Source organism: Providencia sp. (assembly GCF_003533305.1).
GTDB lineage: Bacteria > Pseudomonadota > Gammaproteobacteria > Enterobacterales > Enterobacteriaceae > Providencia.
On sequence record NZ_DOEH01000022.1, the window covers coordinates 78,129 to 104,159 of the forward strand.

General features: G+C 41.8%; 21 protein-coding genes. 19 read left to right on the top strand and 2 right to left on the bottom strand.

All coding sequences use genetic code 11. The annotated features are described in order from the left end of the window. Positions 1 to 829: 829 nt before the first annotated feature. From DD649_RS14225 to nuoN, 13 genes are all read left to right on the top strand, one after another. Complete coding sequence (locus DD649_RS14225) at positions 830 to 1,273, top strand: NADH-quinone oxidoreductase subunit A (RefSeq protein WP_294108007.1); 444 nt, start codon at positions 830 to 832, stop codon at positions 1,271 to 1,273. Positions 1,274 to 1,291: 18 nt separating this feature from the next. Beyond that, the gene (locus DD649_RS14230) at positions 1,292 to 1,966 is read left to right on the top strand and encodes an NADH-quinone oxidoreductase subunit B (RefSeq protein WP_294108009.1); all 675 of its coding nucleotides are present in this window, start codon (positions 1,292 to 1,294) and stop codon (positions 1,964 to 1,966) included. 74 nt (positions 1,967 to 2,040) lie between these two features. Beyond that, on the top strand, positions 2,041 to 3,843 hold the full coding sequence (nuoC, locus tag DD649_RS14235) for an NADH-quinone oxidoreductase subunit C/D (RefSeq protein WP_294108011.1): 1,803 nt from the start codon (positions 2,041 to 2,043) through the stop codon (positions 3,841 to 3,843). Between the two features lie 2 nt (positions 3,844 to 3,845). Further along, positions 3,846 to 4,394 (top strand): NADH-quinone oxidoreductase subunit NuoE, encoded by a 549-nt coding sequence (nuoE, locus tag DD649_RS14240; RefSeq protein ID WP_336430863.1) that lies wholly within the window; start codon positions 3,846 to 3,848, stop codon positions 4,392 to 4,394. Next, on the top strand, positions 4,391 to 5,752 hold the full coding sequence (gene nuoF / locus DD649_RS14245) for an NADH-quinone oxidoreductase subunit NuoF (RefSeq protein ID WP_294108013.1): 1,362 nt from the start codon (positions 4,391 to 4,393) through the stop codon (positions 5,750 to 5,752). Before nuoE ends, nuoF begins: the two co-directional genes overlap by 4 nt. Before the next feature lie 89 nt (positions 5,753 to 5,841). After that, the gene (gene nuoG, locus DD649_RS14250) at positions 5,842 to 8,574 is read left to right on the top strand and encodes an NADH-quinone oxidoreductase subunit NuoG (protein WP_336430864.1); all 2,733 of its coding nucleotides are present in this window, start codon (positions 5,842 to 5,844) and stop codon (positions 8,572 to 8,574) included. Beyond that, the gene (gene nuoH / locus DD649_RS14255; RefSeq protein WP_336430873.1) at positions 8,574 to 9,551 is read left to right on the top strand and encodes an NADH-quinone oxidoreductase subunit NuoH; all 978 of its coding nucleotides are present in this window, start codon (positions 8,574 to 8,576) and stop codon (positions 9,549 to 9,551) included. The genes nuoG and nuoH overlap by 1 nt, the downstream gene beginning before the upstream one ends. Before the next feature lie 14 nt (positions 9,552 to 9,565). Further along, positions 9,566 to 10,108, top strand: a complete 543-nt coding sequence (gene nuoI / locus DD649_RS14260; RefSeq protein WP_294108017.1) for an NADH-quinone oxidoreductase subunit NuoI — start codon at positions 9,566 to 9,568, stop codon at positions 10,106 to 10,108. A 12-nt stretch (positions 10,109 to 10,120) separates the two neighbouring features. Further along, positions 10,121 to 10,660, top strand: coding sequence for an NADH-quinone oxidoreductase subunit J (nuoJ, locus tag DD649_RS14265; protein ID WP_294108019.1), 540 nt, complete (start codon positions 10,121 to 10,123; stop codon positions 10,658 to 10,660). After that, a complete protein-coding gene (nuoK, locus tag DD649_RS14270) occupies positions 10,660 to 10,962 on the top strand; it encodes an NADH-quinone oxidoreductase subunit NuoK (protein WP_336430865.1) in 303 nt (100 codons plus the stop codon). Before nuoJ ends, nuoK begins: the two co-directional genes overlap by 1 nt. After that, complete coding sequence (gene nuoL, locus DD649_RS14275) at positions 10,959 to 12,815, top strand: NADH-quinone oxidoreductase subunit L (protein ID WP_294108023.1); 1,857 nt, start codon at positions 10,959 to 10,961, stop codon at positions 12,813 to 12,815. Before nuoK ends, nuoL begins: the two co-directional genes overlap by 4 nt. Positions 12,816 to 12,834: 19 nt before the next feature. Further along, positions 12,835 to 14,355: an NADH-quinone oxidoreductase subunit M gene (gene nuoM / locus DD649_RS14280; protein ID WP_294108025.1), complete on the top strand. Its 1,521-nt coding sequence runs from the start codon at positions 12,835 to 12,837 to the stop codon at positions 14,353 to 14,355. Between the two features lie 6 nt (positions 14,356 to 14,361). Next, complete coding sequence (nuoN, locus tag DD649_RS14285) at positions 14,362 to 15,849, top strand: NADH-quinone oxidoreductase subunit NuoN (protein WP_294108027.1); 1,488 nt, start codon at positions 14,362 to 14,364, stop codon at positions 15,847 to 15,849. 71 nt (positions 15,850 to 15,920) lie between these two features. Here nuoN and DD649_RS14290 read toward each other — a convergent pair whose 3' ends face one another. Both DD649_RS14290 and DD649_RS14295 read right to left on the bottom strand, forming a co-directional pair. After that, positions 15,921 to 16,901, bottom strand: a complete 981-nt coding sequence (locus tag DD649_RS14290; protein WP_294108029.1) for an alpha-xenorhabdolysin family binary toxin subunit B — start codon at positions 16,899 to 16,901, stop codon at positions 15,921 to 15,923. 19 nt (positions 16,902 to 16,920) lie between these two features. Next, entirely contained in the window at positions 16,921 to 18,120 is a 1,200-nt protein-coding gene (locus DD649_RS14295) for an alpha-xenorhabdolysin family binary toxin subunit A (RefSeq protein WP_294108031.1), read from the bottom strand. Between the two features lie 736 nt (positions 18,121 to 18,856). Here DD649_RS14295 and DD649_RS14300 point away from each other — a divergent pair. From DD649_RS14300 to menE, 6 genes are all read left to right on the top strand, one after another. Then, on the top strand, positions 18,857 to 20,182 hold the full coding sequence (locus DD649_RS14300; RefSeq protein WP_294108032.1) for an isochorismate synthase: 1,326 nt from the start codon (positions 18,857 to 18,859) through the stop codon (positions 20,180 to 20,182). Between the two features lie 140 nt (positions 20,183 to 20,322). Continuing rightward, positions 20,323 to 21,996: a 2-succinyl-5-enolpyruvyl-6-hydroxy-3-cyclohexene-1-carboxylic-acid synthase gene (gene menD, locus DD649_RS14305; RefSeq protein WP_336430866.1), complete on the top strand. Its 1,674-nt coding sequence runs from the start codon at positions 20,323 to 20,325 to the stop codon at positions 21,994 to 21,996. After that, on the top strand, positions 21,996 to 22,760 hold the full coding sequence (gene menH, locus DD649_RS14310) for a 2-succinyl-6-hydroxy-2,4-cyclohexadiene-1-carboxylate synthase (RefSeq protein ID WP_294108035.1): 765 nt from the start codon (positions 21,996 to 21,998) through the stop codon (positions 22,758 to 22,760). The genes menD and menH overlap by 1 nt, the downstream gene beginning before the upstream one ends. Before the next feature lie 12 nt (positions 22,761 to 22,772). Next, entirely contained in the window at positions 22,773 to 23,630 is an 858-nt protein-coding gene (gene menB, locus DD649_RS14315) for a 1,4-dihydroxy-2-naphthoyl-CoA synthase (protein ID WP_294108037.1), read from the top strand. Further along, a complete protein-coding gene (gene menC, locus DD649_RS14320) occupies positions 23,630 to 24,601 on the top strand; it encodes an o-succinylbenzoate synthase (RefSeq protein ID WP_294108039.1) in 972 nt (323 codons plus the stop codon). The genes menB and menC overlap by 1 nt, the downstream gene beginning before the upstream one ends. Continuing rightward, positions 24,589 to 25,995: an o-succinylbenzoate--CoA ligase gene (gene menE, locus DD649_RS14325; RefSeq protein WP_294108042.1), complete on the top strand. Its 1,407-nt coding sequence runs from the start codon at positions 24,589 to 24,591 to the stop codon at positions 25,993 to 25,995. The genes menC and menE overlap by 13 nt, the downstream gene beginning before the upstream one ends. Positions 25,996 to 26,031 lie beyond the last annotated feature (36 nt).

The window sequence follows — 26,031 nt, forward strand, 5'->3', positions numbered from 1 at the left end:
CATTTTAGAAAGATAAAGACGTTTCGTTCACTAAAACTGTTCAGGGACAAAATTAACAAATTTTAATTCTGCTAAAATAAATTAGCTGCTAGTGCACTTGTTAATAATGGGCATTAATCTGTTCAGATTACGAGTTAGTTCAAAATTATGAATATTTTTTGTTATATCGGTTAGAAATAAATCAATTAACCACTTAATAAGTATGGTTAAATGTTCAAGACCATGAAATAATTGTGACTTAGATGGCATAACGTGAATTTCATAATTTGGTTAATGGATTGTTACTTTGTTAACAATCTATTTTTGAACGGTATAAAAAATAGCACAGTGTTGTCAGTTAGTTACTTAGTACAAAGGAAAAAAAAGCGTTATCAATACTTAATGTAAATTTGAATGTAATGTAAACAGCATGAGTATTTTTTAAATAAAACTGTGCGCTAGATCAAATAAAAAGAGCAATTTTTCATCCGTTAAGACAGGTTTTTCCTGAGATAATAGTGTAGTAAAAACGAATAATCAGTTAAACTAGTTTGCGTGTTTACCTGTGTATCATTACACTGACACGTTTTAGCAAGACATGAGTATTTATTGTTTGCTTTATGTTTTCGAACTGTAAATTATTTGTGAAAAATACGGGTTATTTTGCCTCATTTGAGCAAAATAAATTGTAATGAGAGAGGACAAACCAAACACAGTCTTCAGGCTGATTTTTAGTTTGGTGATAACTTTTGGTCTTTCTTCTCGATTAACTGGGCAATTGTGGTGCAATACTGCCGTGTTGTTAAAAAAGAGCAGGGTCCGCACCATAAGTAATGAGTAAGCAACGAGTATGTCTACATCAATCCTAGCGTTAGCCCATAACTGGGCGTTTGCGATATTCCTTATCGGCACTATCGGTCTTTGTGCTTTTATGTTGGTCGCTGGTCATTTTTTGGGCAGCCGCGCCAAAGCCAGAACAAAACACGTTCCCTATGAATCAGGTATTGATTCTGTCGGCAGTGCCCGTCTTCGTATGTCAGCCAAATTTTATTTGGTGGCTATGTTCTTCGTTGTCTTCGATGTTGAGGCCATGTTTTTATTTGCATGGGCCACTGCCATCCGTGAAACGGGTTGGGTAGGCTTCATCGAGGCCGCTATCTTTATTTTGGTATTGTTGGCGGGACTATTTTATTTAGCTCGCGTAGGAGCATTGGATTGGACTCCAGTCCGCTCACGTCGCGCAGTTAAAGGTCCTAGTGAAGTTATTAAAATCAGCAATCGTCATCCGCAGTAAGAAGCGAGGCATTATACAATGGATTATACGCTCACCCGCATAGATCCGAACGGTGAGAACGACCGTTACCCACTGCAAACTCAGGAAATCGTAAGCGATCCACTGGAGCAGCAAGTTGAAAACAGCGTGTATATGGGGAAACTTTCTCATGCACTTCACGATGTTGTTAACTGGGGACGTAAAAACTCTCTATGGCCATATAACTTTGGTCTCTCATGTTGCTATGTAGAAATGGTAACTTCGTTCACGGCTGTTCATGACGTTGCCCGCTTTGGTGCAGAAGTACTTCGTGCTTCACCTCGTCAAGCCGATTTCATGGTCGTCGCAGGAACCTGTTTCACTAAAATGGCGCCTGTTATTCAACGTCTTTATGACCAGATGCTAGAGCCTAAATGGGTTATCTCCATGGGTTCATGTGCCAACTCTGGTGGTATGTATGACATTTATTCTGTCGTACAAGGCGTTGACAAATTTATCCCTGTGGATGTTTACATCCCTGGCTGCCCGCCACGCCCTGAAGCCTATATGCAGGCTTTACTTCTTTTACAAGAATCTATTGGCAAAGAGCGTCGTCCGCTCTCTTGGGTCGTCGGAGATCAGGGTGTTTATCGTGCCAACATGCAGTCAGAAAGAGAAAGAAAGCACGGTGAACGTATCGCAGTGACAAACCTGCGTACACCAGACCAAATTTAAGGCTTAAAGCCATACAGCGTAACAGAGCAATGTTGTTGCGAAATAATAAACCTGATCAAGCGTTATGGTGAAGAATGATGACAGGTCAGATAGCGCAAGCAAGTAGTACCCAGCCAGAATGGCAGACACAGGATCATTTAAATGACCCTGTGCTTTTGGAATTGCGCAACCAATTTGGGCCAGATGCCTTTTCTGTTCAAGCTACCCGTACTGGCATGCCAGTTATCTGGGTAAGACGCGAACAGTTACTGGAAGTTGTAGATTTTCTTAAAAAACTACCAAAACCTTATGTGATGTTGTTTGACTTGCATGGGGTAGATGAACGTCAAAGAATTCATCGTCAAGGTCTGCCTGAGGCAGACTTTAGTGTTTTCTATCACATCATATCCATTGATCGTAATCGCGATATCATGTTGAAAGTTGCGCTTAATGAGAATGACTTAAACGTGCCATCAGTGGTTTCTTTGTTCCCGAACGCAAGTTGGTATGAGCGTGAAGTGTGGGATATGTTCGGCATTACCTTCCAAGGTCATCCGAATTTACGCCGCCTGCTGATGTCACCTAGCTGGGAAGGTCACCCGCTGCGCAAAGATTACCCTGCGCGTGCAACCGAGTTCGACCCCTTTGTTCTGACTAAGCAAAAACAAGACTTAGAAATGGAAGCGCTGACTTTCAAACCAGAAGAATGGGATATGTCTCGTGGAAATGAAAACGAAGATTTCATGTTCCTGAACTTGGGCCCTAACCATCCATCGTCTCACGGTGCGTTCCGTATCGTTTTACAACTTGATGGTGAAGAGATTGTGAACTGCGTCCCTGACATCGGCTACCACCACCGTGGTGCTGAAAAAATGGGTGAGCGTCAGTCATGGCATAGCTACATTCCTTACACTGACCGTATCGAGTACCTCGGCGGTTGTGTTAACGAAATGCCATATATCTTAGCGGTTGAAAAACTTGCAGGTATCGAAGTACCGGATCGTGTGAAAACCATCCGTGTGATGATGTCTGAATTGTTCCGTATTAATAGTCACTTGTTGTATATCAGTACTTATATTCAAGACGTTGGTGCAATGACACCTGTGTTCTTTGCGTTTACTGATAGACAAAAAGTGTACAACGTTGTCGAAGCCATTACGGGTTTCCGTATGCATCCAGCTTGGTTCCGGATTGGTGGTGTCGCTCATGACCTACCTCAAGGTTGGGATAAGCTGCTACGCGAACTATTAGATTGGTTACCGAAGCGTTTAGAATCTTATGTGACTTCTGCACTGAAAAACTCCATCCTAAAAGGCCGTTCTATTGGTGTGGCATCTTATACCAAAGAAGAAGCACTGGCATGGGGTGTTACTGGTGCGGGTTTACGTGCAACAGGTGTTGATTTTGATGTGCGTAAATGGCGTCCATATTCAGGCTACGAAAACTTTGAATTTGATATTCCTATTGCCCATAACGGCGATTGTTATGACCGTGTGATGATCAAAGTGGAAGAGATGCGTCAAAGTATCCGTATTCTTGAGCAATGCTTGAAGAATATGCCAGAAGGTCCTTTCAAAGCGGATCACCCATTGACGACTCCGCCACCAAAAGAGCGCACATTGCAGCACATTGAAACCCTGATCAATCACTTCTTACAAGTGTCTTGGGGTCCAGTGATGCCTGCGAATGAGTCATTCCAGATGGTTGAAGCCACGAAAGGTATCAACAGCTACTACCTGACGAGTGATGGCAGCACGATGAGCTACCGTACCCGTATTCGTACCCCGAGTTATGCGCATTTGCAGCAAATTCCGGCGGTGATTAAAGGTAGTTTGGTTTCAGACTTGATTGTCTATCTGGGTAGTATCGATTTTGTAATGTCGGATGTGGATCGCTAACCATGCATAATGAACATAACGAAAATGATAAGCACGTTGCACAAGATGGTGTAAATTTATTTGAACCTCAAGCACATCACGGCTTTGTCTTAACAGAGAAAGAACGTGAAGAGATTGAAGGTGAAAAACACCATTATGAAGATGCACGAGCAGCATCAATTGAAGCACTAAAAATTGTACAAAAAAATCGCGGCTGGGTCGAAGACGGCGCTATTCATGCAATAGCGGATGTTCTGGGTATTCCAGCAAGTGATATTGAAGGTGTGGCGACATTCTATAGCCAAATCTTCCGCCAACCAGTTGGACGTCACATTATTCGCTATTGCGACAGTGTGGTTTGTCATATTACTGGTTATCAGGGCTTAGAAGCTGAAATTATCAAACAGCTAAATATTCGCCCAGGTCAAACAACAGATGACGGTCGCTTCACATTGCTACCGACTTGTTGCTTGGGTAATTGTGATAAAGGTCCAACTATGATGATAGATGACGACACGCACAGTTACGTCCAGCCTGAAAATATTGAAAAGCTACTGGAGCAGTATCCATGACAAACTCCTCCGTTAAACCAGTGATCCGTACTGAGCAGACACATCCGCTGACATGGCGTTTGCGTGATGACAGCCAACCTGTGTGGTTGGATGAGTATCGCAGTACTAACGGATACAAAGGCGTTGAACGTGCCCTTAAAGGCATGGCTCCCGAGGAAGTGACTAATCTTGTTAAAGATGCAGGATTAAAAGGTCGCGGTGGTGCGGGATTCTCAACAGGCTTGAAGTGGAGCCTGATGCCAAAAGATGAAAACATGAAACTGCGTTACTTTTTATGTAATGCGGATGAAATGGAGCCGGGGACTTATAAAGACCGCCTTCTAATGGAGCAACTGCCACATTTATTAGTGGAAGGAATGATTATCGGGGCTTATGCATTAAAAGCTTACCGTGGTTATATCTTTTTACGTGGTGAATATGTTGAAGCGGCACAAAATTTACGTCGCGCCATTGAAGAAGCGAAAGCGGCAGGTCTGCTGGGTAAAAATATCCTAGGTTCTGGTTTTGATTTCGAATTATTTGTGCACACAGGCGCAGGGCGTTATATCTGCGGTGAAGAAACCGCACTGATTAACTCCCTAGAAGGACGTCGTGCAAATCCACGTTCAAAACCACCATTCCCTGCGACATCAGGTGCTTGGGGCAAACCAACTTGTGTTAATAACGTTGAAACCATTTGTAATGTGCCTGCAATTTTAGAGCATGGCGACAAATGGTATATCGACCTTAGTGCAGGTAAGAGTAAAGATGCCGGCACTAAACTGATGGGCTTCTCTGGCCGTGTTAAAAACCCAGGCCTTTGGGAACTACCATTTGGGACGACTGCGCGTGAAGTTTTAGAAGATTACGCAGGTGGTATGCGTGATGGTCTAAAATTTAAAGCATGGCAGCCCGGTGGGGCAGGTACTGACTTTTTGACTAGCGATCACCTTGATTTACCAATGGATTTCGAAAATATCGCTAAAGCCGGTAGCCGTTTAGGTACTGCGCTCGCAATGGCGGTCGATCACGAAATCAATATGGTTTCACTCGTGCGTAATTTAGAAACATTCTTTGCACGTGAGTCTTGTGGTTGGTGTACGCCGTGTCGTGATGGTTTGCCATGGAGTGTGAAAATTTTACAAGCGCTAGAAAAAGGCGAAGGTCAGCCGGGGGATATTGAAACCCTAGAGCAGTTATGCCGTTTCTTAGGTCCAGGTAAAACTTTTTGTGCTCATGCACCGGGTGCGGTAGAACCGTTACAAAGTGCCATCAAATATTTCCGTGAAGAATTCGAAGCGGGTATCTCGCAAAAGAACTTGCGCAATCTTGTGCAAATTGCCGGTATCCAACCTAACCTGCTTAAGCAGCGTTGGTAATATTTAACGATTGAGCAACCGTTAGATTGATTTTTCACCAAGAACGTATTTTTGATTAACGCCTGCTCTTGAGCGGGCCTTTGGGAAGCATGCTGACTATGGCTACAATATATGTAGACGGCAAAGAATATAATGTAAACGGGTCTGAAAACCTGCTACATGCCTGCCTTTCTCTGGGGCTAGATATTCCTTATTTTTGCTGGCATCCGGCGCTGGGAAGCGTTGGCGCTTGCCGCCAGTGTGCGGTTAAGCAATATCAGAACGCGGATGATACTCGCGGTCGTTTAGTAATGTCTTGTATGACACCGGCAACGGAAGGCACTTACATCTCTATTGATGATGAAGAAGCCAAACAGTTCCGTGAAAGTGTTGTTGAATGGCTGATGACTAACCATCCACACGACTGTCCAGTCTGTGAGGAAGGCGGTAATTGTCATTTACAAGATATGACGGTAATGACCGGTCATACCATGCGTAAATACCGTTTTACTAAACGTACTCACGTTAATCAGGATTTAGGGCCGTTCATCAGTCATGAGATGAACCGCTGTATCGCCTGTTATCGTTGTGTTCGTTACTATAAAGATTATGCAGACGGTACTGATTTGGGCGTTTATGGCGCACATAACTATGTTTACTTTGGTCGTACGGAAGACGGAACACTGGAAAGCGAATTTTCAGGGAACTTAGTCGAAGTTTGTCCAACAGGCGTATTTACCGATAAAACACACTCCGAGCGTTATAACCGTAAATGGGATATGCAATTTGCACCAGGTATTTGCCAACAGTGCAGTATCGGTTGTAATACCAGCCCAGGTGAACGTTATGGTGAATTGCGTCGTATCGAGAACCGCTATAATGGCTCAGTAAACCATTATTTCCTCTGTGACCGCGGTCGCTTTGGTTATGGTTACGTCAATCGTAAAGACAGACCACGTCAACCCGTGTTAAATAAAGACGGTGTTAAACAGGTTATTTCTGCGATTGAAGCGATGCAAAGTGGTGCTCAGATTATCAATCAAGCGAAAAAAGTGATTGGTATTGGTTCGCCGCGAGCAAGTATTGAAAGCAACTATGCATTACGTGCATTAGTGGGTGCAGAAAACTTCTATTCAGGTATTTCTACCGCTGAACAACGTCGCTTAGAATTGATGCAAAACATTCTGCAAAATGGTGGTATTTATACCCCGACTTTGCGTGAAGTTGAAGGCTATGATGCAGTACTGGTACTGGGTGAAGATTTAACTCAGACTGGCGCGCGCATGGCATTATCTGTTCGCCAAGCGGTTAAAGGCAAAGCACGTGAAATGGCAGCTGCACAGAAAGTGGCAGACTGGCAAATTGCGGCAATCCAAAACATTGGTCAACACGCTAAATATCCACTGTTTATCACTAACGTGGATGATACACGCTTAGATGATGTCGCAGCTTATAATTACCGTGCGCCAGTCGCTGATCAGGCTCGCTTAGGTTTTGCAATTGCAAATATGATTAATGGTGATGCGCCAGCAGTGGATAGCTTACCTGCCTTTCTGAAAGCAAAAGTAGAAACCATCGCACAAGCCCTTATGGGTGCGAAAAAACCATTGATTATCAGTGGTAGCCATAGCGGCAGTGACGCGATGATCCAAGCGGCAGCTAACGTTGCATTTGCATTAAAAGGCAAAGGCGCGGCAGTGGGGCTTTCTTATTTAGCTTCTCACGCCAATAGCTTTGGTTTAGCAATGATGAACGCACAGCCACTTGATAGCGCGTTTGCACGTATCGAAGCGAATGAAGCTGATGTTGCCATTGTGATGGAAAATGATCTTTACCGTCATAGTGATGTTGATACAGTGAATAGCGCTATCGCTAAGTTGAAACAGCTGATTGTTGCTGATCATCAACAAACTGCCATCATGGATAAAGCGACACTCATTCTGCCAGCGGCAAGTTTTGCTGAAGCGGATGGTACGCTGATTAACCAAGAAGGCCGTGCACAACGTTTCTTCCAAGTTTTCGACCCTTCTTATTACGACAAAGCGATTGTGATGAACGAAAGCTGGCGTTGGTTGCATTCACTGCAAACCGAAGCGCAAGAGCGTGATGCAGACTGGTCTCAACTTGATCATGTGATTGCTGACTGTGTTGCTGCAATGCCACAATTTGCAGGCATTAAAGATACCGCACCGAAAGCCTCTTTCCGTATTCGTGGTCAGAAATTGGCGCGTGAACCTCATCGTTACAGTGGCCGTACATCTATGTTGGCTAATCAATCTGTTCATGAGCCTCGCCAACCACAAGATATTGACTCACCATTTGCTTTCTCAATGGAAGGAAATAACAGTCCAACAGCTCCTCGCCAGCAAATTCCATTTGCATGGGCGCCGGGTTGGAACTCACCACAAGCTTGGAATAAATTCCAAAGTGAAGTGGGGGGACACTTATTATTTGGTGACCCAGGTGTTCGTCTGTTTAATTCTACAGAAAGCAAATTGGCTTACTTCACTGATATTCCTGCCGCTTATCAAGCAACGGATGCACAGTGGGTTGTCGCACCTTATTATCACCTGTTCGGTAGTGATGAAATGTCACAACGTTCAGATGTTATCCAAGTGCGTATGCCAGAGCCTTATATCATGCTGAACACTCAAGATGCTGCGACTTTAGGTCTGCCAGCAGGTTCTAAAGCTGAATTTAGTCATGCAGGTCAAGCATTTAACTTGACAGTATGCATCAGCAAGAACTTGTCATCAGGTCAAATTGGTTTACCGTTAGGTATGCCAGGTATTGCACCAGTCATGGCGGGCGTGTCAGTCAATAATCTGAGGAGGGGAGCATGATGGATTGGATTTCTCCTGAAGTGATGGAAGTGATTATTTCCATCCTTAAATCTGTCGTCATTTTATTGGTTGTTGTGACTTGTGGTGCCTACATGAGTTTGGGGGAGCGCCGTATTTTAGGTCTGTTCCAAAACCGTTATGGTCCTAACCGCGTTGGTCCATTTGGCATGGGGCAATTAATTGCCGACATGTTCAAAATGCTATTTAAAGAAGACTGGGTGCCTAATTTTGCGGACAAGAAAATCTTCACGCTCGCACCTGTTATTGCATTTTGTTCATTGTTCCTTGCATTCGCTATCGTGCCGGTCAGTCCGACTTGGCACGTTGCAGACCTGAACATTGGGATTTTATTCTTCCTGATGATGGCCGGTCTTGCAGTGTATGCAGTGCTGTTCGCCGGTTGGTCTAGTAACAACAAATATTCATTGCTCGGCGCGATGCGTGCATCAGCACAAACCGTCAGCTACGAAGTGTTCTTGGGATTGTCATTAATGGGCGTGGTTGCACAAGCCGGCTCGTTTAACTTGATTGACATTGTTAATTCCCAAGAAGGTATGTGGAACATTATTCCTCAATTCTTTGGTTTTGTGACTTTTGCGATAGCGGGCGTTGCGGTATGTCACCGTCACCCATTTGACCAACCTGAAGCAGAACAAGAAATTGCAGATGGTTACCACGTCGAATATTCGGGCATGAAGTTCGGTTTGTTCTTCGTCGGTGAGTATATTGGTATCGTAACAGTGTCAGCACTAATTGTGACCCTGTTCTTTGGTGGTTGGCATGGTCCATTCCTGCCGGCATTCCTGTGGTTTGCGATTAAAACAGGTTTCTTCATGATGATGTTTATCTTGATCCGTGCCTCTTTACCGCGTCCACGTTATGACCAAGTGATGTCCTTTGGCTGGAAAATTTGTCTGCCATTGACACTGCTTAACCTGCTGGGTACCGCAGCAGTGATTTTATACAACGCTCAGTAAGGGGTGATTGAACCATGACATTGAAAGATTTATTGGTCGGTTTCGCCACCCAAGTACGTAGTATTTGGATGGTAGGCCTACATGCGTTCGATAAACGCGAAACGCTGATGTACCCAGAAGAGCCGGTTTATCTACCACCCCGTTACCGTGGGCGTATCGTGTTAACACGTGACCCTGATGGTGAGGAGCGTTGTGTTGCTTGTAACTTATGTGCTGTTGCTTGTCCTGTAGGTTGTATCTCCCTACAAAAAGCAGAGCACGAAGACGGGCGCTGGTATCCTGAGTTTTTCCGCGTTAACTTTTCGCGCTGCATTTTCTGCGGTCTGTGTGAAGAAGCTTGCCCAACTACGGCAATCCAGCTGACGCCAGACTTTGAAATGGCCGATTGGCGACGTCAGGATCTTGTTTACGAGAAAGGCGACCTGTTAATTTCTGGGCCGGGTAAATATCCTGATTATAACTTTTACCGTAAATCGGGTATGGCGATTAAAGGTAAAGACAAAGGTGAGGCTGATAATGAAGCTAAACCTATTAACGTCAAAGACCTGTTGCCATAAGGAGCGATATTCATGGAATTTACATTTTATATCGCCGGACTCGTTGCCATTTTAGCAACGTTGAGGGTGATAACTAATACCAATCCGGTGCATGCATTACTGTACTTGGTTGTTTCTCTGCTGGCGCTGTCCATGGTTTTCTTTTCACTAGGTGCTTATTTTGCCGGTGCATTGGAAATAATCGTGTACGCAGGTGCCATCATGGTGCTGTTTGTTTTCGTGGTAATGATGTTAAACCTCGGCCGTTCAGTTCAAGAACAGGAACGTGCTTGGTTAACACCTAAAACATGGATTGGTCCTGCGGTGTTATCTGCCGTGTTATTGGGGCTATTAGTCTATGGTATCAGCACGCTTTCTTATCAAGAAGGTATTGTCGGTACAGTTATCGGGGCGAAAGAAGTGGGTATCAGTCTATTTGGTCCATATGTATTGGCCGTTGAACTGGCATCATTGTTATTGCTAGCAGGTCTAGTCGTAGCATTCCACGTCGGTCGTGACCGTCACGAAAATAGCGGTGACCTTGTTAGCAACCGTAATGCGGAGGAGCAATAATGATACCTCTTCAACATGGTCTGATTTTAGCGGCAATTTTATTTGTAATGGGGCTTAGCTGTCTTGTTATCCGCCGTAACTTGCTTTTTATGCTTATCGGACTGGAAATCATGATTAACTCAGCTGCACTGGCGTTTGTCGTGGCAGGGAGTTTCTGGGGGCAGCCAGATGGACAGATAATGTATATCTTATCCATTGCATTGGCTGCAGCGGAGGCGAGTATTGGACTGGCGTTGTTACTGCAACTCCATCGTCATCGTCAGAACCTGAATGTTGATAAAGTCAGTGAGATGCGCGGATGAACCTACTCTATTTAACAATTTTGCTGCCACTACTGGGGTCTGTGCTACTCGCATTTTCCCGTGGTCGCTGGTCAGAAAATATTTCTGCCATTATTGGTGCAGGATCGGTTGGCCTTGCCGCTGTCGTTGCATTTTATGCAGGCAGTGAATTTTTAGCTCAAACAGAGATGGCCAACGGTGGATTTGAACCATATCCTCAATACCTGTGGACTTGGATGTCTGTTGGCGATTTTAATATCCCATTCAGTTTATCGCTTGATGGTCTATCTCTTACTATGCTAGGTGTAGTGACGGGTGTGGGCTTCCTTATTCACGTATACGCTTCTTGGTATATGCGTGGCGAGGAAGGTTACTCACGTTTCTTTGCTTACACTAACCTGTTTATCGCAAGTATGGTGGTTTTAGTACTGGCTGATAACATGATGCTGATGTATCTCGGTTGGGAAGGGGTAGGGCTGTGTAGTTATCTGTTGATTGGTTTTTATTACACTAATCCAGATAACGGCAAAGCAGCGATGAAAGCCTTCTTTGTTACACGTATTGGTGATGTGTTCTTAGCTATCGGTATGTTTATTCTGTGGAATGAACTCGGTACATTGAATTTCAGCGAAATGGCGGTGCGCGCACCTCAACTATTTGCTGAAGGGTCACCAGCTATCACATGGGCAACCTTAATGATCTTAGGTGGTGCGGTTGGTAAATCTGCACAGCTACCACTACAGACATGGTTGGCCGATGCGATGGCAGGTCCAACACCAGTTTCGGCTCTGATCCACGCCGCAACCATGGTAACTGCGGGTGTTTATTTAATTGCTCGTACTCATGGACTGTTCCTATTAGCACCTGAAGTTCTGCATCTTGTCGGTATCGTGGGTGCGGTGACCTTGATTTTTGCAGGTTGCGCAGCACTTGTGCAAACAGACATCAAACGTGTGCTTGCTTATTCAACCATGAGCCAAATTGGTTATATGTTCTTGGCACTGGGTGTACAAGCATGGGATGCAGCTATTTTCCACCTAATGACTCACGCATTCTTTAAAGCGTTATTATTCTTGTCAGCAGGTTCTGTGATTTTAGCGTGTCACCACGAACAAAATATTTTCAAAATGGGTGGATTGCGCAAGCAAATACCATTTGTCTACGCTGTAATGTTAATTGGTGGTAGTGCATTGGCTGCGTTGCCATTGTTTACCTCTGGTTTCTACAGTAAAGACGCTATTTTGTGGGGTGCACAACTTGATGGACAAACTGTGTTGCTATGGGCGGGTATCATCGGTGCATTAATGACCGCAATTTATACCTTCCGTATGATTTTCATCGTCTTCCATGGTGAAGCGAAAATCAAAGCGCACAAAGTCAAAGGCATCACTCATACATTGCCTCTGGGCATATTGGCTATCCTTGCAACGTTTGTTGGTGCTTTAATTCACCAGCCATTGGAAGGGGTTTTCCCAGCAAAACCATTAGGATCTCATGATGGCAAGTTATTGCTAGAAGTTATCTCGGGTGGATTTGCTATCGCAGGTCTTTTGATTGCGACATTCCTCTACTTATTCAGACGTTCAATCGCCAATGCTATCGCTAAAAGTGCACCGGGCCGTTTCCTATCAACATGGTGGTACCATGCATGGGGCTTCGACTGGCTGTATGATGTCGTTTTTGTGAAACCTTTCAAAGGTATCGCATGGCTACTAGAAAGCGATCCTATTAACTCACTGATGAACTTGCCTGCTCACCTGTCACGTTGGGCGAATAAAGGGCTTGCTGTGAGTGAAAACGGTCAGGTCCGTTGGTATGTTGCCTCATTGGGGCTGGGTGCAGTGCTGATTCTTGCTCTGCTGCTTTTGGTTTAATTAAGGGACACATTGCGCCATGCTATTACCCTGGCTAATACTTATTCCCTTCATCGGTGGCCTGCTGAGCTGGCAGGCTGACCGGTTCAGTCACCGCGCTCCACGTTGGATTGCGCTTGGGACGATGGGAATTACATTAATACTTTCTGTGCAACTTTGGCTGCAAGGAAACTTTTCGCTGGTCAATCCACAAGGTATTCCACAGTGGCAAGATGTTTATCTTGAACCGTGGATCCCTTCGCTTGGTATTAACTTCCATTTAGCGATTGATGGTTTATCTCTGTTGATGGTTGTCCTTACTGCAATCATGGGTGCTTTTTCAATCCTCAGTTCATGGAGTGAAAATCAAGCAAACCAAGGTGCGTATCACTTTAACCTGTTGTGGATTATCGCAGGTGTGATGGGGATATTTACTGCTGTCGACCTTTTCCTATTCTTCTTCTTTTGGGAAATGATGTTGATACCGATGTATTTCCTGATTGCAAATTGGGGACACAAAGGTTCAGAAAATAGACAACACATCAAAGCTGCAACGAAGTTCTTTATTTATACGCAGGCAAGTGGCTTGATTATGTTAGTGTCCATCATTGGATTGGCACTGGCACATGTTGCATCCACAGATATTCTAACATTCAACTATAACGAACTGCTGGGCACTCAAATGTCTAGCACCGTGAGCTTCATGTTGATGCTAGGCTTCTTTATTGCTTTCGCGGTTAAAATGCCATTGGTACCATTCCATGGTTGGATGGCGGATACGCAAGAACAATCGCCAACGGCAGGTTCGGTGGATATTTCCGGTATCATGTTGAAAACAGCGGCTTATGGCTTGCTGCGTTTCACATTACCATTATTTCCAGAAGCGTCTATTCAGTTTACCCCAATTGCTATGAGTCTGGGTGTTATCAGTATCTTCTACGGTGCATGGTTAGCATTCAAACAGACTGATATTAAGCGTCTAGCGGCTTATAGTAGCCTATCGCATATGGGCTTTGTCACAGTAGCTATCTATGCAGGTTCGACCTTAGCGTATCAAGGTGCGGTAGTGCAGATGATCACTAACGGCCTTTCAGGCGCGGCATTGATTATTATCAGTGGTCAGCTATTTGAACGTACCCAAACGCGTGATATGCGCATGATGGGCGGTTTATGGAAACGCATTAAATGGTTACCGGGTATGTCCTTGTTCTTTGCTGCCGCGACTTTAGGTATGCCAGGTACAGGTAACTTTATCGGCGAGTTCATGATCCTGTTCGGTAGCTTTAGCCAATTTACACTTGTTACCTGCATTATGGTTTTCGGTGTGGTATTTGCGTCTATTTATTCATTATGGATGATGCAGCAAACTTACTACGGTACGCCAAAATCCGAAAAAGAAATGAAAGGGCTAACTGCACGCGAGTTTGGTGTGCTGCTAGCGCTGGCGGCTTTACTGGTTATCATTGGGTTCTATCCGCAACCAATTCTCGATACGTCAATTGGTTCGATGGAAACGCTGCATAACTTGTATTGGGCTTCACTTACAACATTAGGGCTGTAATTCGCCATGACAATAACACCTCTAGAATTGATCGCGATACTACCGCTGATGATCGTCGGATTGACGGCGGTGGTTGTGATGCTGTCCATTGCGTGGCGACGCGATCACTTAACCAGTGCTGGATTGACAGCATTTGGTTTCGCAGTCGCTTTATTATCGCTTATATGGATAAACGGTTATACATTAAATAGTGGCACCATTTCTTTGCTTCCTAAAGAAGTGACTTCGCTGATCTTAGTTGATGGATTTGCCTTGTTCTACAGTGCATTAGTCCTGATTGCTGGGATTGGGACCTGTATTTATGCATACCATTGGTTAGAAGGCTTTGGGGACAACAAGGAAGAATTTTATCTGTTACTTGCTATTGCGGTATCAGGTGGTGTTCTACTTTCAATGTCTAATCACATGGCGTCAATGTTTATTGGTATTGAGCTTATCTCATTACCTTTATTCGGCTTAGTGGCTTATACCTTTGAGCGTAGTAAAACGTTAGAAGCCGGTATTAAGTACATGTTGTTATCGGCTGCGGCGTCTTCTTTCCTACTCTTTGGTATTGCGCTGCTCTATGCAGAATCAGGTAGTTTAAGTTTTGTTGCTGTAGGGCGAAGCTTAATGGATAGCCAAATTCATGCCCCGCTGATCTTGATTGGTATGGGGATGCTAATTGTTGGATTTGGTTTTAAACTGTCACTGTTTCCATTCCAGTTATGGACGCCGGATGTGTATCAAGGTGCTCCAGCACCGGTATCTGCATTCTTAGCGACAGGCAGTAAAATTGGTATTTTTGCTGTGTTGATGCGCTTGTTCTTGGAAGCGCCAGTTGCCCACAGTGAGACACTCGCAACAGTGATTACCATCATTGCTATTGCGTCTATCTTGTTTGGTAACTTACTGGCGATTACACAAAAAAGCGCAAAACGCCTATTGGGTTACTCATCGATAGCACACATGGGGTATTTACTGGTTGCATTAGTTTCATTGCGTAATGAACCTGATGTTGCTCAAATCACAGTGGCAATATATTTAGCGGGTTATTTGTTCGCGAGCCTCGGTGCATTTGGTGTTATCAGTATTATCTCTAGTCCTTATCGTGGTGACGATCAAGATGACTTCAGTGCATTCCGTGGATTGTTCTGGCACAAACCAGTATTAGCTATCGTAATGACTGTGATGATGTTATCCCTTGCAGGAATTCCAATTACATTAGGCTTTATTGGTAAGTTCTATGTCATCGTCTCTGCTGTATACGCTGATTTGTGGTGGTTGACGGGTGCGGTGGTTGTAGGTAGTGCTATTGGTTTATATTATTACCTACGCTTTATGGCGAGTCTTTATAGCCGTGATGCGGAACATGCTGAGCGTTATACTGGGCCTGAAAAAGCAACACTGGGTACGGTATTCGCCGCTATCTGCGCAGTTTTAGTCATTGTATTCGGTGTTTGGCCACAGCCATTAATTGATATTGCGACAACTGCATTGGCTGTTATTCACTAGCCCTTAGGTTTAACATATCATTAAATTGATAAAGGCCGGTTACTTCATTACAATGAGTAACCGGCCTTTTTTTAATCGGGTAGTTGGCGCTGATATTGGTATTCAATATCATCTAAATAAGTGATTAATATTTTAGCTTCGATGTTGATTTGTGCTAGGTCTGGGGTTTGTTCTGCAATATTCTGATTAATAAAATGACACCATGATCCCCAGTAATTTTTAAGTAATTCAATTTGCGTGATAATAATATATTTCTGCGTATCAATAACTGTAATTTCATTAGAAATATCAATTAGTTGTGTCATGTTGACCACTAGGTTGTCGATATTGTTTTCCTCTTTTCGTAAATCAATAAGTTGCTGATTGAGATAAAGCCTAACATCGACGAGTTTCTTAAACTCTAATCCGCCATCAACCATAGTTAATAATTTTTTAACATAAATAATAGCGGCTTTTAATATATCTTTTTTGTTTGGTGGAATGCTAATTAAGTCAATGATATCATCGCCAATGAAATACTTTTCAAAAAAGTCTAATAAATTACCATTTAAGATTATTTCTTCTGCTGCTATAACAATTGAAAGGTGATTGTTGATTTCACTTATTTTCCATAAAGTATTCTCTCTCGCTTTAATTAGCATTTCTTTTTTATTAGTATATTGTTTACGTTTTGTTCTATTAGGTTCATCGAGTTGATACACTAATAATCCATCTGATAAAATATTTAGTTTAGAAATTATGCGTTCTAATTCACTTTTTAAATCAATTAAGTCATCAATAAAATTGGTAGTTAAAATATCTGTATTGTTTTCTATTATACTATCTAAGTCATTAATGAGAATGTAATTTGATTTTATTTTCAATATTGGAATCGAGCTTCTTATAAACTCATTAAGCTGTTCTATTTTAACTGATATTTTTTTTATTCGATTATGAATAATAAGATCATAACTGATGATGTTTTTATTAAATGCATTTATATTATTTGAAGTACATCTTAAACTATATATGTCTATAGAGGGTGATATAGGCAAAACAAAATTATTTTTCATATTAATACCTTTTGCTTAATTAAATTTCATTTTCTAATGACTCATCAAAGACAGAAATTAAATGAACGGAATAATCCTTAATAGCAGCCCAAGAAGAAATTATACGTTTGAACTGAACAACAAAGCGTATTAATTTATCAGCATCATTTATTTTTTTAAATACATCTATGGATTGATTTATCTCTGTCAGAATGGCTAACCACATATAATCTAAATGATCAACTGCGAGCCGAGCATCTTTAAAAAAACCTTCAATTTTCTGTAAACTAATTTGAATTTCAAATATTGTTTTTTTAATGAGTTGATCTTGATTCATCTTTTTATTCATTTCTTGAATTTCTTGTAATGCTGCATTTTTAAGCTTACGTATTTTTTCTGCTTCAATACCAAAGATACTACCTGTGATAATAAGACCAATGATTCCACCCGCTAAGCCAGTAAAGCAAAGTTTTACGAAGTGGTCATATTCGAGTTCAAGCTGGTGTACCTCCTGCTTTTTATGCATTATTTCCTCTTTTAAAAAATCCTCAGAGTTATCATTATTAGCAGAATCTAATTGCTGATAAATTCCTTTAACATTGAACATTAATGATTCAACATGTTGAAAGTCAGATAAATAGCCTCCAATTATATGGACCCGAAAATCTGAAACGGTATTTTTAGTTTTGATGGTTTTTATTGATTGTTGTTTTATATCATTTTTAATGTACTCTAAGATGCAAACAAGTTCTGTTGCTATCTGTTGGTCATCACTTTGATATTTTATGTCAGCCAACTGTTCTTGGCTTAATTCATCTAAGCTGCTAGTTGTTTGTTTAATTATTGGCATATGATTAATATATTCAATAACTTGCTTTCCAGTTTGAGTTATATTTCGACTAGTTAATGCCAAATCTATAGATTGTTGTTTGACTTGTTGTTCAACATTATCCCAATTATTTGCATGTTCACGAATATTAAGAATAATATCCGTTAATTCAGTGGCAGGAATAGGTAATTTAGTTGATTCATCAATATTAAACCATTTCAGGATATCATCATTTTTTGTCGGGAATGCGAGTGAAGATTGAACATAATTTTTTATATTAAGTAAATCATCTAATGTAAATATACCTGGGGGGCGCACAGATAAAGGATCTTGGTTTGCTAATAAAGCAAGAGTTGCATCGGCTATATCTTCTTTTTCAATGATTCTATCGTAATTAACTTGATTGTTCATTATTCATTTCCATTTAATTAGGTTAGTAGTATTGAGTTTTATTTTTAGCGTAAATTCTCATGTTAATTTAATGTTGGAAGTGGGTATTTGGTAAATTACGCTAAAACTATCAGTGATACTGATATTAAAAAATGAAAATGTCCGCTAAAAAACAGTTCATGAGATAAATGATAAAATTAAGATAAGTTCTGTAGTTTATAAGTTCAAATTATTATTGAAAGGGAAGTTAATTTATTAGTAATAACAATATGCAACCTTTTTTATGCGAAAAGTATTATTTAATTAAATCTTAATTTTAAATAACACATAAAGTAGAGTGAATTTAGCAATAGACTTGCGTTATTAAATAGATTTTAAGAGACTCTTATTAAAAGAAAAATTTAAACATATTAGTATGTAAAATCATTATTCTCTTTAGTGGAGGTGGGTTTACCTATTTGAGCATTCTAGATTTTTTATTCCCTCATCTATCTGTCTTCCTGAGTGAAATTTAACCTTTTTAATCAATTATTTCGTATTAATTCACAATTTATCAACTAATTGAATGATTATGTAATCATATAAGCTATATAATAATCTATACTGACAATCTTGAGAGAAAAACGAGTCTGTTAGGATAAATTTGTTCATTATGTGCTCTTCTTATAGCTGTAAATAATCAATGTTTTAATAAATTACATTGCGCTATATAATAATTCGAAGTAAATCTGTGGTGATGTGGCAGTAGGGATCTAGAGTGAACTATAAAAAAATCGATAATTTAATAACTGAAATTCTTAACCATTTGTCTACGTTGACACTAAAATCGGAACAATACACTCGCTTTGTTTGGCAGCTCGATGGGCAGTTGTTATTTCCAGGCTTAGTGTGGTTGTCTGAGCAATCTTGTTATCCACAATTCTACTGGTATCAACGTACGGGCGCTGAAGAATGCAGTGCGGTTGGTATGGTCAAATCTTTCAATATTACTGCTGATGCAGAACAATTCCTCTCTCAGTATCCAGATACTGCGGATGTGCGCCTGTGGGGCTTAAATGGTTGGAATGCGGTGGGTGAAGGTCTTTCGCAAGAGATTAAACAGCAGGCAACATTTTGTTTTCTTCCGCGTTTAGAAATTTTCAGGTCGCGTTCAAATGTCACCGTGAGTCTTAATATTGATGGTGAGGAGGATAGACTCAACGCTATTGCATTTTTACAACAATTAAAGCCCACTTCGCAGACCACGCTTTCACTGTCTGCCAATATTATTGCTCAAGAACATATTCCCGAACATGATGAATGGTGTTCTTTATTAACCAGCGCTATTGATGATATGAAAGCGGGGAAAATGGAAAAGGTAGTGATGGCGCGTGAAACCAAACTGACGTTATCCAATCCAATTTCAGCGGCTGAATTTTTGTATATTAGTCAGCAAGTTAATCATCATTGCTATCATTTCATGATGGCTTTTAATCAATACTCTGGTTTTATCTCATCAACACCTGAGCGGCTTTATTTGCGCCAAGGTGCACAGCTGAATTCTGAAGCACTCGCAGGAACCGTTGCAAATCATACCGACGATATTATTGCCGCAGAAAATGCAAAATGGTTGATGGAAGATAATAAAAATCAACATGAAAATTTAGTGGTCGTTGATGATATTTGCCAGCAATTACAGGGCGCAGTAACGGGTATCGATGTTTCATCTGCAAAAGTGATCCGCCTACGTAAAATTCAACATTTATATCGTTCGATTTCGGCAACCTTGATATCACCCTCTGACAGTGATTGTTTACAACGTTTGCAACCTACCGCTGCGGTTTGCGGCTTACCAAGAACAGTAGCACGTGATTTCTTAGCTAAAAATGAATCATTTTCGCGAGAGTGGTATGCAGGAACCGGTGGCTTCATGAGTTTGAATAAGAGTGAGTTTGCTGTTTCTTTACGCTGTGCAAAAATTAAAGGTACCCAAGTTTCTCTCTATTCTGGGGCAGGGATCGTGAGTGGTTCAGATCCTGAGCAAGAATGGGACGAAATTGAAAATAAAGCGGCAGGGCTTAAGTCATTGCTAGAACATAACTAAATCTATAAATTAAAAACCATAAAGTAAAAGTGGTTATTTTCTTTTATTTTCAACTAGTTCATCAAAAATTGTTTTGAGATCAAGAAATATTTATCAACCGGACTAAACTAGTTGATAATAAACAATCTGCCGAGCACATTATGTCGAATTCTGCTTTTAATATACGTTGGGCTGAGATCATTGTTGAAGCACTTGCCCGTCATGGTATGAAACACGTCTGTATTGCACCAGGGTCACGTTCAACGCCCTTGACCCTCGCGGCAATCAGTAATAGTAAGCTCCATTGCCATACGCATTTTGATGAACGGGGTTTAGGTCATCTTGCGTTAGGTCTTGCGAAAGCAAGCTCAGAGCCTGTGGGTGTCATTGTCACATCAGGAACAGCGGTGGCTAATCTTTATCCTGCGTTAATTGAAGCAGGACTGACCGGTGAGAAAGTTGTTTTTTTAACTGCGGATAGACCGCCTGAATTGATCGACTGTGGGGCTAATCAAGCCATTCGACAGACACATATTTTTGCTTCTCATCCTTCCCAAAGCTTAATGCTTCCTAGACCAACCAAAGATATTAGTGCTAAGTGGCTTGTTACTGCTATTGATAATGGCATGAATCAGTTACTGCATGGCGGTTTTCATATTAATTGCCCGTTTGCAGAACCTTTATATGGTGATACTGATGGCGAGTATGAATGGCAAAAAACACTGGGTGATTGGTGGACATCAAACCATCCTTGGTTAATTGAACCACCAACAAACTCAGTCGCATTGGTTGCTGATTGGTATTTTTGGCGACAAAAAAAAGGCGTTGTGATTGCGGGTCGCATGAGTGCAAGCGATGGCGAGTTAGTTAATCAGTGGGCGCAACAACTTGGTTGGCCAATAATTGGTGATATTTTATCTCAGACTGGGCAACCTTATCCGTGCGCAGATCTCTGGTTACAACACCCACTCGCTCAAGAACGGTTGAAACAAGCTGAACTTGTTGTTCAATTTGGCTCTAGTTTAACGGGTAAAAGGTTGTTGCAGTGGCAATCAGAATGTCAGCCACAAGAGTATTGGCTTATTGATTCGATTGCTGGGCGTTTAGATCCTGCGAATCATAATGGCCGCAAATTAACCTGTTCAATTAAGGGCTGGATAGAAAATCATCCCGCACAGCCACGCAGTTTGTGGTGTGATGATTTACCTCAATTGGCAGAAAAAGCACAGCAATTAGTGAAATCTCAATTACAAGGTCAGTATTCTGAAGCCGCTATTGCTCATCAACTTCCTGAATTATTACCGCCAAAAGGTCAGTTATTTGTTGGTAATAGTTTAATTGTTCGATTGATTGATGCCTTAGCTCAATTACCAATTAGTTATCCGGTTTATAGTAATCGCGGCGCCAGTGGTATCGATGGCTTAATTTCTACCATGGCGGGTGTACAGCGCGCTAAAGCAAGACCTACACTGGGTATTGTTGGTGACATTTCAGCGCTCTATGATTTAAATAGCCTTGCATTGTTACGTGAGCCCTCAGCGCCAACCGTCTTGATTGTGGTGAATAATAACGGTGGGCAAATTTTTTCAATGCTACCTACCGCTGATGAGGCAAGGCAGAAATATTATTGTATGCCGCAAAATGTGAGTTTTGAGCCAGCAGCAAAAATGTTTGGACTGCAATATTGTGTACCAACAGATTGGCTGACATTAAAAGATACGATTCAACAATTTTGGCATAATCAATATGGAACATTATTAGTTGAATTAGTTGTTGATGGTGATGAAGGGGCCAGAACACTGAAGAAACTACTTGAAGATGTGGTCAGTTTTTGATGTTAGCAGCTCATCAATATAATACGGACAAAAAATCACCTTGGCTTATTTGGTTACACGGATTACTGGGTAGCGCGGCTGATTGGCAACCTATTATTGCACATTGTAGTGATCACCCATCTTTAGTGGTTGATTTACCCGGTCACGGTGATTCACAGGTTTTTGGCTGTGATAGTTTTAGCCATTTTGACCAGCAACTCAGTGCACTTTTACAGCACTATAATATAAAAGAATATTATTTGATCGGTTATTCATTGGGCGCAAGACTTGCTATGCATTATGCTTGTTTTCAGCCCGCTGAAGGGCTTAAAGGGCTTGTGATTGAAGGGGGAAACGTGGGTTTAATTGATAACCAAGAACGTTTAGCCCGCAATAAGCACGATCATCTTTGGGCGCAGCGCTTTCGCCAAGAACCGATTGAACAGGTATTAAAGGGGTGGTATCAGCAAGGCGTTTTTGCTGATTTAACCCCCTCTCAGCGTCAACAATTAATTGCATTACGTAGTTTGAATAACCCACAGAGGGTCGCGGATATGTTGGAAAATACATCATTATCTAAGCAACCTTTTCTTGTGGATAAACTACAACAGCTAACCGTCCCATATTGTTACTTTTGTGGCGAAAGGGATCAAAAATTTCGAAGCGTTTCGCAACAATACGCATTGCCGTTAACGCTGATTGCAAATGCAGGGCATAATGCTCATCGGGAAAATCCGCAAAGCTATGCAACTGCACTTCACTATTTTTTATCACACTGTGGTTAAAGGAACTTGATAATGATGTATCCGAGCGAAGAAAAATTGTATGCCCCGATTGAATGGAAAGATTGCTCTGAAGGATTTGATGATATTTTATATCACAAGTCTCCAGAGGGTATTGCCAAAATCACCATTAATCGTCCTCAAGTCCGTAATGCTTTTCGCCCACAGACTGTCAAAGAAATGATCCAAGCATTATCAGATGCACGCTATGACGATAACGTTGGGACTATTATTCTAACGGGTGAAGGCGAGAAAGCTTTCTGCGCAGGTGGTGACCAAAAAATTCGTGGTGACTACGGCGGGTACCGTGATGAAAGTGGTACCCATCATTTAAATGTATTAGATTTCCAACGCCAAATTCGAACTTGTCCAAAACCAATTGTTGCAATGGTCGCAGGTTTTGCTATTGGTGGTGGTCACGTATTGCATATGATGTGCGATCTCACTATTGCAGCAGAGAATGCAGTATTTGGTCAAACGGGTCCTAAAGTCGGTTCTTTTGATGGCGGTTGGGGGGCTTCTTATATGGCTCGCATCGTAGGTCAAAAGAAAGCGCGTGAAATTTGGTTCCTGTGCCGTCAATATGATGCTAAAGAAGCTTTAGATATGGGCTTAGTTAATACTGTTGTGCCTAATGCTGACTTAGAAAAAGAAACTGTCCGTTGGTGCCGTGAAATGTTAGAAAATAGCCCAATGGCGCTGCGCTGTTTGAAAGCGGCTTTAAACGCAGACTGTGATGGTCAAGCAGGGTTACAAGAACTTGCTGGTAATGCAACTATGTTGTTCTACATGACAGAAGAAGGTCAGGAAGGACGTAATGCATTTAATGAGAAACGTGCCCCTGATTTTTCTAAATATAAGCGTAATCCATAATGCGTAAAGCGACACTTTATTCATTCAGCCTGCCAATGGAGGCAGGCATTATCCTTCGTTATCAACGACTGAAAACCCGCGATGGGTTACTGGTCTGTTTACAGGATGGGGATAGCGAAGGTTGGGGAGAGATTTCACCTCTACCTGAGTTTAGTCAAGAAACCTTAGCAGATGCTACTGCCAATGTGATTGATTGGCTAAATGAATGGGTAAGTAACGGTAATATCTCTGATAGCTTATTGCCATCAGTGGCCTTCGGTTGCAGTTGTGCATTAGCTGAATTGACCGGAAAATTGCCTCAGCAAGCGAATTATCGTAAAGCGCCTTTGTGTAGTGGCGATCCTGATGATTTGATTTTAAGCCTTGCAGCAATGGATGGTGACAAAGTCGCGAAGGTGAAGGTTGGGCTATATGAAGCGGTTCGTGATGGGATGGTCGCAAATATATTGCTTGAAGCCGTTCCCGAACTAAAACTACGTTTGGATGCGAACCGCAGTTGGACTCGCGCAAAAGCGGATGGTTTCGCTAAATACATCAATCCTGAATATCGTGATCGTATTGCTTTTCTTGAAGAGCCTTGTAAAACCCGTGAAGAATCTTTGCAATTTTCCGCAGAGACTGGCATCGCTATCGCATGGGATGAAAGTGTTCGTGAAGCCGACTTTAAAGTTGAAGCATTACCAGGTGTTGCTGCTATCGTGATAAAACCTACATTGACGGGAAGTTTATCTTATTGTCAGTCTTTAATCGAAGAAGCTCATCGATTGGGCTTACAAGCGGTTATTAGCTCATCAATTGAAACCAGTTTTGGTTTGACTCAACTTGCTCGCATCGCAGACTGGCTGACACCTGATACGATACCAGGGCTAGATACCGTCTCTTTAATCCAATCCCAATTAGTGCGTCCGTGGCCACAATGTGAAATTCCAGTGCAACAATTAGATGAATTGACAATTGTATGGCAGAAGTAGTCCATTTTACAGACTGGCCATGGCAACACTGGGCCAGTCTTCAACCTGATACTATTGCATTAGTCACAGATACTGAGCGTTATACTTGGCGTTCATTCAGTGAGCACGTTTATCAATTAGCCGCGTACTTTGCTCGCCAAGGTTTACAAAAGCATCAAGCCGTTATTTTGCGAGGTAAAAACAGCGTTGAACTGTTATTGAGCCAACTCGCCATCATTGCTAGTGGCGCACGCGTATTACCTCTTAATCCGCGTTTACCGGATAGGTTACTTGATGAATTACTGCCACACCTTAATATTGATTTTGTAATTGATTTTGATGGTTTGGGTACGCTAACGAAAGATTATCCCACTTTAGAATATTCGAATTTTTTATTATTTACTGCAAATGATGATTTTCAGTTGATGCAATATACTGAAGCATTAAACCTGCCAGCAACGCTGATTTTGACTTCAGGTTCAACAGGCTTACCTAAAGCGGCGGTTCACCATGTTACAGCGCATTTGAATAGTGCGGAAGGTGTTATTAACGTGATGAATTACCAGCAACAAGATTGTTGGTTGCTCTCTTTGCCTTTATTTCACGTTTCAGGACAAGGTATCGTTTGGCGATGGTTATTACGTGGTGGTGGTCTTTCAATTATGGCTCGTCCATTAATTGAAGCCTTACAAAAAGTCACGCATGCATCGTTAATTCCAACTCAGTTGTGGCGCTTACTTAATCAAGATACTGCCCCTGACACTGCGTTAAAAGAAGTTTTGCTCGGTGGTGCGACTATTCCAACAGCCCTGACTGATTTGGCAGCAAGCCGTGATATTGTCTGCTGGAGTGGTTATGGCATGACAGAAATGGCATCTACCGTTTGCGCTAAGCGTGCCGATGGTAAAAAAGGTGTCGGTATTGCACTAAAAGGTAAGCAAGTGCGTATCGTTAATGATGAAATCCAAATTCAATCATCGAGTCAAGCAATGGGGTATTGGTTTGATGGCGAAATTAAGCCCTTAAAATGTACAGAGGGTTGGTTCCAAACCAATGATAAAGGCGCATTTATTGAAAACGAATACCAAATATTGGGTCGTTTAGATAACGTATTTATCAGCGGTGGGGAATGCGTGCAGCCAGAAGATATCGAAGCCATTATTAATAGCCATCCCAAAGTTGTACAAAGTTTTGTTATTCCTATTGATGACGCTGAATTTGGTCAACGCCCTGTGGCTGTTATTGAGCTTGATGATAGTGAGGAATTGAATGACATTGCTGCATGGTTAAAAGATAAGGTCGCGCCTTATCAATATCCTATGGCTTATTATCGACTAGCTAATGAATTAAAGGCGAGTGGAATTAAAGTTTCCCGACAACAAATCAAAAACTGGCTATTAAAAGAAAGCGAGTAAAACTTGAAATTGCTCGGTTGCTTTGCGTCATGAATG